Origin of the sequence: Aureimonas sp. OT7, assembly GCF_014844055.1 — a bacterium.
GTDB lineage: Bacteria > Pseudomonadota > Alphaproteobacteria > Rhizobiales > Rhizobiaceae > Aureimonas > Aureimonas altamirensis_A.
Genome location: NZ_CP062167.1, coordinates 686,628 through 702,462, shown reverse-complemented (window position 1 = coordinate 702,462; position 15,835 = coordinate 686,628). Strand labels below are relative to the sequence as shown.

Sequence of the window (15,835 nt, the reverse complement as noted above, 5' to 3'; positions counted from 1 at the left end):
CAGGCGCCGCGACTGCGCCCCGGGCGGTCACGGCCGGGGTGCGATCTCCGGATCGATGGTCTGGTCCGAGGTGGGGCTGCCCTTGGTGAACTGGCCCTGCGGGCGGAACCGCACGAGATAGGTCGGAAGGACAGCTTCCAGCGTCCGCGGCTGGATACCGAAGGCTTCGAAGGTGCGTCCCTCCGCCTTCGCCGCCTGCGACACGACGTTGTCCTGCCGCAACTGCTGCACCTGATCGTGGGTCAGCGGCGCGCCCGGCAGATACTTCATCAGGCCGGCCAGCCGCTCGGCCGCGCCGAACGGGATGTCGAGGAAGCGGCGCTTGCGGTCGATCACCAGGAGCATCTCTTCCATCAGTGCGCGGAAGCTCAGGATTTCCGGCCCGCCCAGCTCGTAGACGCGGCCACCCGGGACCGCGCCGTCGACCGTCTTCGCCACCGCTTCCGCGACATCGTTGACATAGACCGGCTGGAACATCGTCTTGCCGCCGCCGATCAGCGGCAGGAAGGGTGAAAAGCGCGCCATGTCGGCGAAGCGGTTGAAGAACTGGTCTTCCGCGCCGAAGACGATGGACGGGCGCAGGACGGTGGCGTCGGGCACCGCCTCGAAGACATAGCGCTCGCCCAGCGCCTTGGTGCGGGCGTAGCGGCTTTCGGAATTCTCGTCGGCGCCGATGGCCGACATCTGCGTCAAGCCTATGCCGCGCGCCGCGGCGGCCTGCGCCACCGTGCGCGCGCCCTCGGCCTGGATTGCGGTGTAGCGTTGGCGCCCGGCCTCCGTCAGGATACCGACGAGGTTGACGACGTGGTCGGCATCCTCGACGGCGCGTTGCACCGACCACTCATAGCGCACATTGGCCTGGATCGGCTGGATCTGGCCGAGGCGGCCGGCCGTCTGCAGGTGATAGGCCAGGTCGGGCCTGCGGGTGGCGACGCGGATGCGATGCCCGCGCGACGCGAGGGCATGCACGACATAGCGACCCAGGAAGCCTGATCCGCCGAAGACGGTGACGAGCTTGTTGTTGTCGATTCGCATATGCGGGCCCTTCCGATATCGATGGCGCTGGCCCTGCGCGCTGCGGTGCGGCATCGGCCTTGCGAGGTCATTTAGCGGGATTTCCCCGACCCGCAAAGGGCTTGGGTGCAGGCGAGCGGGATTGCCACGCTGTTTTTCCGCCGCAGGCCGTCAGGAGGCGTTGACACGCGCCCGGCCGCTCTCTAATGACACCGCCAGTGCCCAGGTGGCGGAATTGGTAGACGCGCACGGTTCAGGTCCGTGTGCCGCGAGGCGTGAAGGTTCGAGTCCTTTCCTGGGCACCAATTCCCCTGATTGTTCAGGGAAGCCCGAGACTTAAGCGATATCAGTCGATTGCGATTGAAAGCCTGTGCTACAAAGGTGGCATACATTGGCTTTCCGTCTGGTCTCTCCCGTGAAGCGTTCCGGCTCCTCCCAAGTCTATTTTGCCCAACGTATCCCTAAGGCGATTCTGCACCGTGCGCGTGGCCTCAAGCTCGCCGCCCCGGTCGGCCCTGAGCGCGTGATAGTGAGGATAAGCGATTCAGCTACGACAGTACGGGTGTCACTTCGGACGGCGGACGCCAGCGTTGCGAAAATCCACCCTCACCCGTGCAGGATCGTTTCCAACGATTTGAGGCGTCCGGCGCTGCACGCGAAGTCAAGGCGGCAAGGCATTCCCTGGTTGGCCTCGTAGACGACTGGTGGGCTGAGGCGAAGCCCGCCGGCCGCACGGACAAGACCCACGAAAGCTACGCTGCCATCTTCAAGCGGTTCGCCAAATTTGTCGGGCATAATGATGCACAGCGGGTGACGGCAGAAGATGTGGTCCGGTTCAAAGCCGAAAGGCTGGCCTCCGGCATTAGCCCAAAGACCGTGAAGGATAGCGACATCGCGGGGCTTAAGTCGGTCTTCGGGACAGCGGTAGCAAACCGCGTACTGACAGCCAACCCTGCGGACGGCATTAAGGTCATACGCGCCAAGCCAAATCGAACGCGCTCAAAGGGCTTCACCCCCGAAGAGGCCGCAGCACTCTTGGCCGCAAGTTCTGCCTACGTGGGAACCTCTCGCGAGAAGCCGAAGACCACCGCAGCCAAACGATGGGTCCCTTGGCTATGCGCTTACACCGGGGCGCGGGTTGGCGAATTGGCTCAGCTTCGCAAAGAGGACGTGCGCACGAACAACGGTATGTCGGTTGACGTGCCCCCCACTCGTCCCTCGATCATTGTGAGAGCCCAGGGGGTTGATAGCTGATCTGCGTCGCCGGCGGGAGCGGCCGTGCGGCGGAGCTGGTCAAGTTGCGCAGCCGGACGGCCGCGGGGTCAGGCGCACCGCCTCCGGGGTCAGTCCCCCGTGAGCCGAGTGCGGCCTGATAGTGTTGTAGTCGATGCGCCAGCGTTCGATGACGGCGTGGGCCTCGGCCAGGGTGGCGAAGACCTCCTCGTTCAGGCACTCGTCGCGGAGCCGGCCGTTGAAGCTTTCGACGAAGCCGTTCTGCTGCGGCTTGCCCGGCGCGATGTAATGCCAGGCCACGCCGGTGCGGTTGGTCCATTCGAGGATGGCCCGGCTGGTCATCTCCGTCCCGTTGTCGCTGACGATCATGGCCGGGCGTCCGCGTCGGGCGATCAACCGATCCAGCTCTCGCGCCATGCGCTGGCCGCCGATCGAGGTGTCGACCACCAGAGCCAGGGCCTTGCGCGTGAAGTCGTCCACGATGCACAGGATACGGAAGCGCCGTCCCCACGACAGACTGTCGGCCACGAAGTCCAGCGACCAGCGCTGATTGGGTCCGTCCGGCAGGGCCATGGGCGCACGGGTTCCGGTGGCCCGCTTCCGGCCTCGCCGCCGTCGCACCGCCAGGCCTTCCTCCCGATAGAGCCGGAACAGCCGCTTCTTGTTCATGCTGACGCCCTCCCGTTCCAACAGGATGCCCAGGCGCCGGTAACCGAACCGGCGGCGTTCGGCCGCCAGGCTGCGCAGGCGCTCGCGCACCTCCACGTCGCCCTGTTCAGGCTCGCGACGCACCGTCTTAGGATCGATCTGAACCAGCCCGCAGGCGCGCTTCTGGGAGAAGCCGCGCCCGCCATCAGACGAAGCACGGCCGCTCTACGCGCTGCAGGCCCGATCAGTTTTTTCCCAGAAGATCCTTCAGCGCCGACACGTCCAGCATCGATTCCGCCAGCAGCTTCTTGAGCCGCCGGTTCTCATCTTCCAGCGCCTTCAGCTTCGTGGCGTCCGACACCGTCATTCCGCTGTACTTGGCCTTCCACCGATAGAAGGTCTGCTCGCTGATCCCGTGACGCCGGCAAACCTCCGCCGTCGGGCGCCCGGCCTCCTGCTCGCGCAGCACACCGATGATCTGCGCATCGTTGAACCTGCTTTTCTTCACGTCCGTCTCCTTGATGAAACGGACTCTCACTCAAAACGAGGGATCAGGAAGGGGGCACGTCAGGAGCGACCAGGGACCACACCTGATGCCGCACGGATGGGCGCTCGTCAAAGCCATCCTCGTTGCATCCTTTGCTGCCCTTCTCGGCGTTCTTTTCGGGGTACATCTGTTTATCCCGGCCGGGATCATCGAGTGGATCTTTGGCATCGAGGTTGGAACCTTATGGGTACGTGCACAGTTTGTCGGCTCCGGGTTCGGCGCTATCGCGGCTATCGTAAGTGCGCGCGACCTGTACACCAAGCTGCGCAGGCGTAAATCTTCAAAACCGGCGACGTTTCCAGCGTGAAAAGCACCGCAATATCCGCAATACGGCTATCACCTGCCCCAAAGCACCACAGTCTTGAGTGTATGAACCGGCAGGATTCTAGCTATTGACGCGTTTCACCGGACGCGATCTAGAAACAAGCCGTTTGATGCCATGATGAGGCACTCACAAGCGCGCTTCTAACAAGAGCTCGACCGCCCACTGAACCGATGATTTCCTTTATCGACGGACACCGTGGCGTGTTCGGTGTCGAGCCGATCTGCAGGTTGCAGGACGGCGCTTCCGAACACCGTCATAAAAGAGATGTCTGTGGCATCCCTGCCAACGGCGATACGAACAAGACCTTCAATGGGTGCAAGCCCACTGGCATCGACCAATCGTCAGCGGCTATCGAGCCATACATCGACGACAGCGTGGAAATCTTGCGGCTGCTGCAGCTGCCAGGCATAGTCTAAAACCAGCGTGCAGAAACGCTACGCCTGCCGGCCTTCGCGGGAGATCCTCTCGTGATGGTGGATCACCTCATGCACGACGAAAGCCAGAAACTTTTCCGCAAACTCGGGGTCCAGCTGGGCGGCCGCCGCGAGGGACCGGAGGCGGGCAACCTGGCGGCCTTCGCGCGCCGGGTCCGCCGGCGGCAGGCGATGCTCCGCCTTCAACAGGCCGACCCGTTGCGTGCAGCGAAACCGCTCCGCCAGCATATGGATGATGGCTGCGTCGATGTTGTCGATACTGGCGCGCAGGGCCAGCAGTTCCTCTGGCAGGGACGCGGCATCGGGTGCGGTGTCGGTCATCGGTTCCCCTCTGTTTTCGGCCGCTCCCGAGACGGCGGGAACAGGCAAGAGCGCCATGCCCGCCCCCGTGGGCGTCGCCGGGATTTCAGCGCCGGGCTTCAGCGAACCGTCTTACCTTTGCTTCCAGCGCCTGGCGAAAGATGACGACATCATGCGAAAATTCGAGCATGTCGATGCCGCTCGACACATGATGTTCCACGGCTGCATCGTCCATGCCGACGCCGAACATCACATGCTTGCCGTTGGACCTTGCGGACGCAACGGTTTGCGCCAAAGCCTTCCGGGTCTCCGAATCTATATAGTCGGCGTCCCAGCTCCGCAACGAAACACCGAAATCTCCCGGACCGAAGAGAACGAAATCGATGCCCGGAACGGCCATTATGGCGTCGAGATTCTCAAGAGCGTCGACATGCTCGATCATGATGCCGACCAAAGGTTCCCCATTGCTCCACTCCACCCATTCGCGCGTCTTGCGGTTCCCCCATTCCCCGGACAGGCAGAGGCTGCCGAGGCCGCGTCGACCCAGAGGGGGAAAGCGGGCATCCTCGACGATCCGGCTGGCATCGTCGGCCGTGCAGACGTTGGGCACGACGATCCCGCCGGCGCCGATTTCAAAAGCCTTGCGCGGAAGGTAAGCATCGTCCCGATCGATCCTGACAATCGGTGTGACACCCGCAAGAAGGGCCGCGCGGATCATGTGCTCCATCGATTCATCGCGCCGCCACGCATGTTCGCTGTCGATCCGCACGAAGTCTATTCCGCTGAAAGCGGCGGCTTCGACCATGTTGGGGGAATAGGAATAGATGGCGGTGCCTGTCACGCAGTTTCCGGCGTTCAGCTTTTCCCGGATTGCGTTTGGATTTCTGAGCAACGTGTTTCTCCAGTGTTGGCTTGCCTTATCGTGCCGGGGCCGTTCCGTGCGACCGACCTGATGAGGCGATGAAACTCCCGGGCAAATTCCAGGCGTGTACGTGCCGATCTTTGCAGGAAGATCGAACGGGTGAGCCGAGGCTCGGTGACCGCCGATGCGTGCAGAATCCCGGCTTCTATCTCCGCTCGCGCGCCGTTCTTGCTCATAACCCCCACCCCGAGACCCTGTACCAGGGCCTTCACGAGGGTCTTCTGCCCGTCCACCTCCAGTATGATCCGCAACGGGACACCGGTCTTGTGGGCGTGCTCGTGCAGCGTACGATGGTCCGGATGCATCCGCGTCGTCAGCACGAGATGATGGGCACTGAGCTGGGCCAGACTCATTGTCGGTGGCAGTACGGATGAACTGACGGCGTACATCTGCTCGCACGCCAGCGCCTCCATCAGTTCGGCGTCCTCGCCCGCTTCCAGGACCACCGCCAGATCGACCTCCTCCGTTGTGATCATGCGTATGGCTTCGTCATGCCGCAGATCGAAAATAAGCACTGACAGGTCCGGGTAGAGCGAGCCGACCACGCGCCGGATCTCATCGCCGTAGATCGCGGACCAGGACGGGAGCAGGCCTAGCCTGACCATGGCATGGGCCTTGGCTGGCTTGCGATGCGCCCGGACCGCCTGCTCGGCCTCCGCGACCTGCGCCAGTATGATGAGCGCGTGGTCGAGAAGCAGGCGTCCGCCCTCTGTCAGCTTGACGCCGCGCGGAAGCCGCTCGAACAAGGGAAAGCCGATGGTACGCTCCAGCTCGGCCGTGTGATGGCTGAGTGCCGGTTGGGCTACGTTCAGCGCCCTGGCAGCCGCGGCCATCGAGCCATGCTGCGCAATCGCCGCAAAGTATTTCAGTCGTCTGAGGTCCAGCATGGCTCCCGCTGCAATGTGAGTGTCGGCCCACGCATAGGGAACCGTGCCGGAGCTCAAAATCAACCGGAGCGTATCAACGGGGATGCGTCAGTCGACGTATGTCGCTCCCTTGTTCCGGATGGACTCGTATCGCTCGTCGAAGGTGAGGACGCCCCGCATATGCGACTCGATCATGGCGGCTTCCGCATCCTCGCGCCGCTGGCACGCGGCGGCGAGTTCGACGGGGTCCTTGCGCACCACGACCACGCCGTCATCGTCAGCCACGACGATATCGCCGGGGGAGATGAGTTCGCCTCCGATCACCACGGGCTGATTGACCGATCCCAGTGTTTCCTTGGAGGTTCCCTTGATGCTGAGGCCGAGGCAGAAGACAGGGAATCCGGATTTGCGCAGGCCGCGTCCGTCCCTGACCCCCGCATCGATGATCAGCGCCTTGATCCCGCGCCCCATGCAGGCGGATGCCAGCACGTCACCGAACCCGCCCTGCTGGGGATTGTTTCCGGCGCTGAGAACGAGAATATCGCCGGGTTGGGCGCAGTTGATCGCCTCGAAGATCATCAGGTTGTCGCCGATGTGACACTGGGCGGTTATCGCGGTTCCGAACACATGGACGTCCGGCTTGATCGGCTTGATGGCGCTGTCCACGGCGCCGAGGCGACCCTGCGCCTCATGAATGGTCGCGGTCGAGTATTTGCCGACGGCGGCGACGATCTCCGGGTCCGGGCGGGTGAAACTGCGGCGTATGATGGTCATTGTTGAAGCTCCAATTGGTGTGGATTGAACGGTCAGCGCCGGCGGATGAGGTGGCCGAGGCCGAACATGAGGGCCACGGTGCCCATGTTGACGACGCACAGGCAGACAGAGAGGGCAGCCAGGACGCCGAAGGTTCCGGCTTCCCAAATCGACATGATCGCGAAGCCGACCACGGGATTGTTGGGGCCAGCCAGAAGTGCGGCGGCGGAGAGATCGCCCATCATGTGCACGAAGACGATGGCGGTACCGGCGACGAAGCCGGGGAAGGCGAGCGGAACGATAATCTTCCGGACCGTCCGTCCATCGTCGGCGCCGCTTGTCAGAGAGGCTTCGCGGAGATCCTTGCCGACCTGATTGATGGCGGCGGTCGCTGCGATCGAGCCCGGGGCGATGTACATCACGATGAAGGCCAGGAGCAGGATCGTGGTGGTGCCCGACAGGAAGAAGGGAGCGCCGCTGAAGGCGACGAGAAAGCCCACCGCCAGGATAAGGTTCGGAATGGCGGCGGACGACTTCACTGCACCGTCGACGAACGCGCTGAACGCGCTGGATCGATTGACGGCGTAGATCGCGACGATCACCGCGATCCCCATGGCGACGAGGGCACCGACGGCGGACAGATAGAGACTGTTGGTCAGCGCCGTTCCGGTCAGGCGATGGAGGAATAGGGCCTGGTTGAAATTGGCCAGATTGAAGGTTGTGACGTCGATCGAGGGAGACCAGTAGGTCTGTAGCGAAACGACGAGCAGGGCGATGACGGGGAGAGCCGATGTTGCGGCAAGATAGGCAATGGTCAGGCAGCGCGCCGGCCATTTCCAAAGGCCCATCTCTATCCTGGAACTGCTGGAGGCGCGCCCGCCCAGCGTTGCAAACTGCCCCGAGCGGCGCGCGCGCATCTCGAATATCCACAAGGCGAGGACGACGAGCAGCATGACGACGCCGAGAGCCTGAGCCTCGGCAAGGCGAGGGGGAAAGTCGCGATTGAGCAGAAAGACGATGCGCGTCGTCATCACGTCGACACGCGCTGTCGTGGCAATGACACCGGGGATCGAATAGAGGCCGAGGCTCGTGATCGTGACGAGAAGGGCCGAGGAAATCAGGGCCGGACGAATTGCCGGAATCGACACCGTGCGCAGGGTCCGGAACAAACCGGCGCCATTGACCTGCGCGGCTTCTTCCAACGCCGGGTCGAGGTTGCGCAACGCGGCGGACACGATGAGATAGACATAGGGAACGGCGTTGATCGTATAAACGAATATCAACCCCGACCAGGTGTAGATGTTGACCTGGAACGACATCCATTCCGGCAGTAGGGACAGGACCCCGTTCAGGAAGCCCACGCGCGGCGCCGCAATGAAGACCCACCCGATGGCCATCGCGACATTGGGGATCAGGAGCGGAATGATCGGCACCAATGTGCCGGCGACGCCGATACCGGCATCGGTTCGCACATTCACCCAGGCGAGCGTCGCGCCGATGATCAGCGCGAACAGCGTGCTGAGACCGACAATGACGAGAGTGTTGAACAGAACGGGCCAGAACCAGGGCTGCGTAAAGACCTGCGCGGCCTGTGCGATGCCGCCATCGCCGCCAATCACGAGGTTCCAGACCATGCGACCGAGCGGGAATGCCAGCAGCGCGATGATGACGGTGGCGCAGGCCATCGTCAGAAGCGGATAAAGGCTGGGGCGCGGCTGCTCCGGCAAAGCGAAACGGTCGGTCATCGGTCAGCCCCGGCGGCGTCGATCAGGCGCAGGCGCGTGGCCGGCGCGGTCAGGTGAACCGGATCGCCGATGGAGAGACCGCCAAGCCGGGAGCTGTCCTGCGCCCAGACGACAGCCTTTCGGTCGGCACCGAGCCGAACGACGTATTCCGTATAGGCGCCCGAGAAGAGACGCGCCTCCAGCGTTCCGCCGAGGGCGTTGCTTTCCCCATCTGCCGGGGGGCCGGGGCGCAACGTCAGGTGCTCGGGCCGCGCGACGACCGATACAGGATCGTTCAGTCGAGTGCCGGGACGGCCGGATACGGAGCGGTCGATGCTCAGGACCTGCCCGTTCACGGCAACGCCGATCGTGTGCTCCTCCGCCTGGGAAACGGTGCCGCTCCACACATTCGCCGTGCCGACGAACCGCGCGACATACTCGTTTGGCGGCGTGTCGTAGATTTCCTCCGGCGTGCCGAGCGCCGACATGACGCCGGCATCGAGAACGGCGACCCGATGGCTCAGTTCCATGGCCTCGGACTGGTCATGCGTGACATATAGGCCCGAAAAGCCCAGCCGTCTCTGCATGGCCTGCAATTCGTATCGCAACTGCGCCCTTACCTGGGCGTCGACATTCGACAAAGGCTCATCGAACAGAACGACAGAACTGTCTGACACCAGCGCACGCGCCAGCGCGACACGCTGCTGCTGACCTCCGCTGATCTGGTTCGGGTACTGTTTCCCGAGCCCGCCGACACCGACCATGTCCAGGACTGCGGAGACCTTGTCCGCGATCTGCTGTTTCGGCACGTTCCGGGACAGGAGCGGGTAGGCGACATTCTCCCCGACCGTCATGTGCGGCCAGAGCGCATAGGTTTGAAAGACGAAGGACATCTCGCGACGGTTGGCGGGCACATAGATGCCCTTGCGTGACGAGAAGACGGTGCGGCCGTTGATGATGATCTCACCCGCGTCGGGACGCTCAAGGCCCGCCACGCAGCGCAGGAGCGTGGTCTTTCCGCAGCCGGACGGCCCGAGGAGGACGACGAGTTCATCCGGCGCGACGGTCAGGTTGATCCGGTTGACGGGAGTGAGGTTTGCTCCGCCTTCGCGCTGGTAGGTCTTGACGAGATCGACGATCTCGATGCGCGCGGGCGCGGACGGGGACGTGTTCATGTTCACCTCGTGATCGGGTTGCCTTTGTCAGATCGCCGGGAGGGGGAACCTCCCGGCGGACGATGAACTAAGGCTGAAGGCCGATCAGGCGCAGCACTGCTGCGGCATCCTCGGCCGGGATCACGTCGCGGGCGAGGCTGTATTCTTCGGGCAGGTGATCGGGGCATTCGGCGGATTGAGTGGCGATGTTCGGAAGACCGCCCGTCGCGCAGCCGATTGCCTGAGCCTCTTCAGTGAGCATCCAGTTGAGGAACAACATCCCCGCATTCGGGTTCGGGGCGTCGACCGGAACGGCCGCGCCCGATGCGGTCACGTGGTTCAACCCGGCGGGAGAGTAGAGTCCGACGGGCGCCCCTTGCGCGCGGATCGCGGCCGATTGGGCCGGGATGGTCGGAACGAGCACGTTGAAGGCGCCGGCCGCTACCTGCTGCGATGCGGACGAGGCCGTTCCGACCAGCTCCGGCCCGTTGGCCATGAAGTCTTCGAACCATTCGTCCCCGTAAATGTCCTGCATGTAGAGCAGGAAGGACATCTGATTGTTGGAATTGCGCGGGTCGACAAGGGCGATGTTGCCCTTCCAGAAAGGGTCCGACAAATTCCCCCATTCGGCCAGATGGGCCGCCAGATCCTCTTGGCTCACTGCGCTGGTGCTGTAGGTGACTTTCTGAAGGTCGTTGACGAACACTTTGTAGTTGTCGTTCTCGGCTTCGACCAGAAGATCGGTGTCGGCAAGAACCGGCAGGTCCGCTTCCGTCAGCGCGCGGAACAAGGCAGGCTCTTCCTGATAGAGCGATGTGGAGCCTGTCGCCAGCAGGTCGGCAAGGGTGACTCCCGCGTTCTGCTCGCTGATGAAGCGGGTGAAGATCTGGCTCGACGGCTGGCGAACATATTCGACGCGGATGCCAGGGTAGCGCGCTTCGAAGGCCGCCACCCGGGCCTGCATGTCGGCATCATGATTTGAAGTGTAAATCATGAGTTTCCCCTCGGCGGTGGCGGCCGCCTCAAGGTCTTCCATTGTCGTTTGAGCCACCGCGCCCGGGGTCAGTCCAAAAATGGGAACAAAAGCAATCGTCACGCCGGCAAAGGCGGTGGACAGTATTTTCATGACAGCTCCTCCCTGCATGTCAAAGCATGTTCTACGGCGGGCAAATGGCCCGAACAAATACAGAAAACTCCCAGACCTATAGAAATCTTCTATAGCTTCAGGGCGCTCAGGGATCGGCGTGGCAGTGCCGATATCCTGTGCCGCGGCGTGAAGGGGCGTAAATCCCTGCATGATATGTAGCATGTTTCGCTTAAGTGTTGACACTTTGCAGAGGTCTGAATACAGATTTGTGCGTTGGAGGTCCTCATGCGTGCAGATTCCCCGTTTGACCAGTCGGATGGTCCGCGTGGTGCGGACAGTGTCGGCGAGCAGATCGAGCGTGTGCGCGGCGAGGTTGTCGCCATGCTCGACAGGGGGGAGCTTGTGCCGGGCGAGCGTCTTCTGGAGGCGCGCCTTGCGAGGCGCCTGAATGTGGGGCGGAACATCGCGCGAGAGGCGCTTCGCGCGCTGGAGCAGGTCGGAATCGTTCGCATCGTTCCCAATCGTGGGGCCAAGTTGTGCAAGCTTTCGATGGAAGATGCGCTTGAGCTCTATGACCTGCGGGCCGGGCTAGCGCGGACGGCAGCGCGGTTGGCCGCAAAGCGGATCAATCGCGCTCAACTGGACGAGATGCAGGACTTGCAGCGCCAGTTGCAATTGGCCGTCAATCATGATGACGCGCTGCTTTATAATACGATCAATAGCCGCTTTCACGAGATCGTCTTTCAGGGTGCTCGTAATAAAAGGCTGGAAACATACAATTCCATGGTCGAGGACGAGCTGAAATTGTTTTTGAGCCGTAGTTTTTACTCGGCTTCTGCCTTCGCCAGCTCCTGGGAAGAGCATCAGCGTGTGCTGGATGGACTTCTTGAGGGGGATGAGAAGAAGGCGTCGGATGCGTTCGAGGGCCACATCATCAGTGGCAAGGCGCGCCTTATAAACGGGGAAGTGTCGTTGCGCTTCTGATCACAAGCAAAAGCATCCCCTCGGCGCGCTGGAGGAGCGTCGTCGGTGGGGAGTGCGGGAGGTTTTATGAATAGTATTTCAGTTTCGCTCGCCGTGGCCGGCTTCGTGGCGGTCGTGGCGCCGGTCGCGTCACAGGCCGAGATGCTCGACGACATTCGCGAGCGCGGCAAGGTCACCTGCGGTGTCCTGAACAATCTTGAGCCGTTCGGCTATCTCGACGCCGCCACGCGCGAAGTTATCGGCTACGAGGTCGATCTGTGCCGGGACATGGCCGCCCATCTGGGTGTCGAGGCCGATATCAAGGTGGTTTCCTCGCAGGCGCGGATGCCCGAACTGCTGCAGGGGCGGCTCGATGTTCTCGTTGCCCTGATCAGCTACAGTCCGGAGCGTGCCGAGCAGGTCGACTTCAGTGGCACCTATGTCGCCGACAGTTTTCAGGCGATCGCCATCGAGGATTCGGGGCTGGAGACCCTGGACGATATCGCGGGCCGGCGGGTTTCCGTCATCAAGGGGTCATTCCTGGAGCCGTTGGTCCAGAAAGCCTATCCCACCGCGACGGTCGTCTCCTTCGATGACGCGACCACGACGTTCATGGCCGTTGCGCAGGGCCGGGTGGATGCAACGGTGCAGCGGACCACACAGGCGCGCGCGTTGCAGCTTCGGCTGGGCGAGAACGACAATACCGTCATGCTCGATCCCCCGATCACCGTTCAACGCAGCGGTTTTGCCATTCGCAAGGGAAACCCCGCCTTTCTCGCCGAGCTGAATGCCTTCCTGGCGGAATATGAAGAGGCCGGCGCGGCGCAGAAGCTGTTCGACCGCTGGCTCGGGACAGACTCCCCGTTCGACCTGAAGCGCACCTTCGTGGTGGGAAGTGACATTGCCGAGTGAGCGGTATTTCCTATGGGCTATGAGCTGAATTTCGCGCCGCTGTTCACTGCGCCGTATCTGGGATTTCTGATTACTGGCGTCAAATACACCCTTGCCCTTTTCGCGACGGCCTGGATCATTGCGGTTCTTCTTGCAACGGTCCTCACGACACTTCGTGCAAGCGGGATCAAGCCGCTTGCCTGGGTGACTTCGACCTATGTCGCCTATCACCGGAATGTACCGCTGCTCGTCCAGATCCTCGTCTGGTACATCGGCGCAGCGAGCTTCCTGCCCCGCGACGTCAACATGCTCATCAACAGGAACAACCCCGAGTTCATCTTCGCGGTCATCGCGTTGTTCCTGTACTCGGCGGCCTACATGTCGGAAGACATGAGAAGCGGCATCCGGGCCATTCCGCGCACACAGATGGAAGCGGCCCGTTCGATGGGCTTTACCTTCATGCAGTCGATGCGCTGGGTCATCCTGCCGCAGACCTGGCGCGTCGCCCTGCCGCCGCTCATCAATCAGACATTGCTGCTGTTCAAGGGCACGTCGCTGGCGGCAGCTATCGGTGTCGCCGAACTGACCTATCAGGCGCGGCAGATCGAAACGCAGACGTTTCGTGTCTTCGAAAGCTTCGCGGTCGTGACCGTACTGTACCTGATCGGCTCCTTCGCCCTGATGGCGCTGGGTGCGTGGTCCGCCAAAAAATTCAAGTTGCGGACGAAGTGATGCTTGAGATCATTCAGAATTACTGGCTTTATTTCCTGATCGGAGACTATCCGAAAGGGCCTCTTGGCGGCCTGGCAATGACGATCGTCATTGCGTTGCTAAGCCTTGCCCTGACCTTTCCGCTGGCCGTTCTCATGGCGCTCGCGCGGATCAGCCCTTTGCGCTGGATCAACTGGCCGGCTGCGGGATTCGTCTACGTGATCCGTGGCATGCCGCTGCTGATGCTGCTGTTCTGGGTGTATTTTTTCCTGCCGGTCCTGCTCGGTTTTCCGCTCAGCGGCTTCTGGTCGCTCGTCATATCGATCGTCGTCTTCCAGACGGCCTATCTCGCGGAAGTGATCCGCGCGGCGATCGAGGCTCTGCCGCGCGGGCAGGGCGAGGCGGCCAACGCACTGGGTATGCGCTACTGGTCGATGATGCTGCGCATCATCCTTCCGCAAGCCTTGTTCAATGCGGTACCCGGCATTCTCAACCAGTTGACCGCGATCATCAAGGAAACGTCCCTCGGGTATGTGCTTGCCGTAAACGAGATTACCTACGTTGCCGGCGCCATCAACGGGCTTCTGATCACCCGTTCGATCGAAGTGTTCACGATCCTTGCGGCAACGTACTTCGTGCTGTGTTCAAGCCTGGCCCAGCTTGCGGCCTTTCTGGAACGGCGCATCAACCGCAGAAGAGCACGGGTGAACCCATGAGCGCGGTCGATCCCATCATCCGTATCGAAAATGTCTCCAAGAACTTCGGCTCTCTGGAGGTTCTGAAGAACGTGTCCGGCGCGGTGCACACAAGCGAGGTCATCGTTCTGTGTGGTCTGTCCGGCTCCGGAAAATCCACCCTGATCCGCACGATCAGCGCGTTGGAGCCCATCCGCGAAGGGCGCATCACGGTTGGTGCTGTCGATGTCCATGCGCGAAGGACCGACATCAACGCCTTGCGGCGGGGCATCGGTTTCGTTTTTCAGTCCTTCAACCTGTTTCCGCATCTCAGTGCGCTTGACAACGTCGCGATCGGGCTGCGCCGGCTGATGAGCGTGCCGAAGAGTGACGCCTATCGCAAGTCCCGCGCTCTCCTGGAGCGTGTGGGCCTGGGGCACAGGGCGACTTACATGCCTGCCGATCTCTCCGGCGGGGAGCAGCAGCGCGTCGCCATTGCCCGGGCCCTGTCGATGGAGCCGAAGGTCATGCTTTTCGACGAGCCAACATCGGCTCTGGATCCGGAGATGGTCGGCGAAGTGCTCAAGGTCATCAAGGATCTGAGCGCCGACGGCATGACGATGATCTGCGTCACGCATGAGATGAACTTTGCCCGGGAGGTTGCGGACTGGATCTGGCTGATGGAGGCCGGGCAGATCATCGAGAAGGCGCGGCCCGGCGCGTTCTTCGACGCTCCGCAGCATCCGAGCGCCCGTCGCTTCGTACAGTCGCATCTGGGTCGCGCCCGGACCTCCCCGTCAACGGAGAATGACGTGAATGATCCGCAGCGATGAGCCGGCAGTCGTCCTGCAGGGCGTGAACAAATGGTATGGCGCCGTACAGGTTCTCTTCGACATCGATCTGACGGTCGCGGAAGGGGAACGGATCGCGGTCTGTGGTCCGTCCGGCTCCGGCAAGTCGACCATGATCCGCACGATCAATCAGCTTGAACCGCACCAGAGCGGCAGGATCGTCGTCGGTGGTACGGAAGTCGTGCCGGGAATGAAGCGCATCGACCGCGTCAGAAGCGACGTCGGGATGGTGTTCCAGCATTTCAACCTCTTTCCGCATCTGAGCGTGCTCGACAACTGCACCGTCGCGCCGCGGACGGTCCGTGGCGTGAGCAGGCGCACGGCGGAGGAACGCGCCATGGCGTTTCTTGAGCGGGTCCGTATCCCCGAACAGGCGCACAAGTATCCCGGGCAGCTCTCCGGTGGCCAGCAGCAGCGTGTCGCCATTGCCCGCGCGCTCTGCATGTCGCCACGGGTCATGCTGTTCGACGAGCCGACCTCTGCCCTCGACCCGGAAATGGTGCGCGAGGTTCTCGACGTCATGATCGAGCTGGCGCGCGAGCGCATGACGATGGTCGTTGTAACTCATGAAATGGACTTTGCGCGAGAAGTCGCGGATCGGGTTGTATTCATGGATGGAGGAAAAATAGTGGAAATAAACCCGCCGGAGAAGTTCTTTACCGATCCGGACAGCGAAAGAACCCGAAATTTTCTCGGGAAAATCAATCACTGATCAGAGCCTCGATTCTGCGAAGGCGA

At 62.3% G+C, this 15,835-nt stretch carries 16 protein-coding genes, 1 tRNA gene and 1 pseudogene; 9 read left to right on the top strand and 9 right to left on the bottom strand.

Features of this window, described 5'->3' with window-relative positions:
* Positions 1 to 27: 27 nt before the first annotated feature.
* Positions 28 to 1,035, bottom strand: coding sequence for a complex I NDUFA9 subunit family protein (locus IGS74_RS03340; RefSeq protein ID WP_192389323.1), 1,008 nt, complete (start codon positions 1,033 to 1,035; stop codon positions 28 to 30).
* A gap of 199 nt (positions 1,036 to 1,234) precedes the next feature.
* Here IGS74_RS03340 and IGS74_RS03335 point away from each other — a divergent pair.
* Positions 1,235 to 1,319 (top strand) — tRNA-Leu (locus tag IGS74_RS03335).
* Positions 1,320 to 1,626: 307 nt separating this feature from the next.
* Positions 1,627 to 2,268 (top strand): site-specific integrase, encoded by a 642-nt coding sequence (locus IGS74_RS03330; RefSeq protein WP_192389321.1) that lies wholly within the window; start codon positions 1,627 to 1,629, stop codon positions 2,266 to 2,268.
* 39 nt (positions 2,269 to 2,307) lie between these two features.
* Here IGS74_RS03330 and IGS74_RS03325 read toward each other — a convergent pair.
* Positions 2,308 to 3,403, bottom strand: a pseudogene (locus IGS74_RS03325) (IS3 family transposase).
* 85 nt (positions 3,404 to 3,488) lie between these two features.
* Between IGS74_RS03325 and IGS74_RS03320 the strand changes: the two are divergent.
* Positions 3,489 to 3,749 (top strand): hypothetical protein, encoded by a 261-nt coding sequence (locus IGS74_RS03320; RefSeq protein ID WP_192389319.1) that lies wholly within the window; start codon positions 3,489 to 3,491, stop codon positions 3,747 to 3,749.
* A gap of 452 nt (positions 3,750 to 4,201) precedes the next feature.
* On the opposite strand, the gene IGS74_RS03315 is transcribed toward IGS74_RS03320, so the two are convergent.
* The 7 genes from IGS74_RS03315 to IGS74_RS03285 form a co-directional block, all read right to left on the bottom strand.
* Positions 4,202 to 4,522 carry a chorismate mutase gene (locus IGS74_RS03315; RefSeq protein ID WP_192389317.1) on the bottom strand — a complete coding sequence of 107 codons (321 nt, stop codon included), beginning with the start codon at positions 4,520 to 4,522 and terminating at the stop codon, positions 4,202 to 4,204.
* 85 nt (positions 4,523 to 4,607) lie between these two features.
* Positions 4,608 to 5,342, bottom strand: a complete 735-nt coding sequence (locus IGS74_RS03310; RefSeq protein ID WP_192389315.1) for an aldolase/citrate lyase family protein — start codon at positions 5,340 to 5,342, stop codon at positions 4,608 to 4,610.
* 14 nt (positions 5,343 to 5,356) lie between these two features.
* Positions 5,357 to 6,310: a LysR family transcriptional regulator gene (locus tag IGS74_RS03305; protein WP_192389313.1), complete on the bottom strand. Its 954-nt coding sequence runs from the start codon at positions 6,308 to 6,310 to the stop codon at positions 5,357 to 5,359.
* An 87-nt stretch (positions 6,311 to 6,397) separates the two neighbouring features.
* On the bottom strand, positions 6,398 to 7,063 hold the full coding sequence (locus IGS74_RS03300) for a 4-carboxy-4-hydroxy-2-oxoadipate aldolase/oxaloacetate decarboxylase (RefSeq protein WP_192389311.1): 666 nt from the start codon (positions 7,061 to 7,063) through the stop codon (positions 6,398 to 6,400).
* 32 nt (positions 7,064 to 7,095) lie between these two features.
* A complete protein-coding gene (locus IGS74_RS03295) occupies positions 7,096 to 8,787 on the bottom strand; it encodes an iron ABC transporter permease (RefSeq protein ID WP_192389310.1) in 1,692 nt (563 codons plus the stop codon).
* Positions 8,784 to 9,941 (bottom strand): ABC transporter ATP-binding protein, encoded by a 1,158-nt coding sequence (locus tag IGS74_RS03290; RefSeq protein ID WP_206688209.1) that lies wholly within the window; start codon positions 9,939 to 9,941, stop codon positions 8,784 to 8,786. The genes IGS74_RS03295 and IGS74_RS03290 overlap by 4 nt, the downstream gene beginning before the upstream one ends.
* 67 nt (positions 9,942 to 10,008) lie before the next feature.
* Positions 10,009 to 11,046, bottom strand: coding sequence for an extracellular solute-binding protein (locus IGS74_RS03285; RefSeq protein ID WP_192389306.1), 1,038 nt, complete (start codon positions 11,044 to 11,046; stop codon positions 10,009 to 10,011).
* A gap of 246 nt (positions 11,047 to 11,292) precedes the next feature.
* Here IGS74_RS03285 and IGS74_RS03280 point away from each other — a divergent pair, with 246 nt between their 5' ends.
* From IGS74_RS03280 to IGS74_RS03255, 6 genes are all read left to right on the top strand, one after another.
* The gene (locus IGS74_RS03280) at positions 11,293 to 11,991 is read left to right on the top strand and encodes a GntR family transcriptional regulator (protein WP_192389298.1); all 699 of its coding nucleotides are present in this window, start codon (positions 11,293 to 11,295) and stop codon (positions 11,989 to 11,991) included.
* 66 nt (positions 11,992 to 12,057) lie between these two features.
* Positions 12,058 to 12,882: a transporter substrate-binding domain-containing protein gene (locus IGS74_RS03275; RefSeq protein ID WP_192389296.1), complete on the top strand. Its 825-nt coding sequence runs from the start codon at positions 12,058 to 12,060 to the stop codon at positions 12,880 to 12,882.
* 12 nt (positions 12,883 to 12,894) lie between these two features.
* Complete coding sequence (locus IGS74_RS03270) at positions 12,895 to 13,593, top strand: amino acid ABC transporter permease (RefSeq protein WP_192389294.1); 699 nt, start codon at positions 12,895 to 12,897, stop codon at positions 13,591 to 13,593.
* Entirely contained in the window at positions 13,593 to 14,288 is a 696-nt protein-coding gene (locus IGS74_RS03265; RefSeq protein WP_192389292.1) for an amino acid ABC transporter permease, read from the top strand. Before IGS74_RS03270 ends, IGS74_RS03265 begins: the two co-directional genes overlap by 1 nt.
* Positions 14,285 to 15,079: an amino acid ABC transporter ATP-binding protein gene (locus tag IGS74_RS03260; protein WP_192389290.1), complete on the top strand. Its 795-nt coding sequence runs from the start codon at positions 14,285 to 14,287 to the stop codon at positions 15,077 to 15,079. The genes IGS74_RS03265 and IGS74_RS03260 overlap by 4 nt, the downstream gene beginning before the upstream one ends.
* Positions 15,063 to 15,809 carry an amino acid ABC transporter ATP-binding protein gene (locus IGS74_RS03255; RefSeq protein WP_192389289.1) on the top strand — a complete coding sequence of 249 codons (747 nt, stop codon included), beginning with the start codon at positions 15,063 to 15,065 and terminating at the stop codon, positions 15,807 to 15,809. Before IGS74_RS03260 ends, IGS74_RS03255 begins: the two co-directional genes overlap by 17 nt.
* Positions 15,810 to 15,835: the final 26 nt, after the last annotated feature.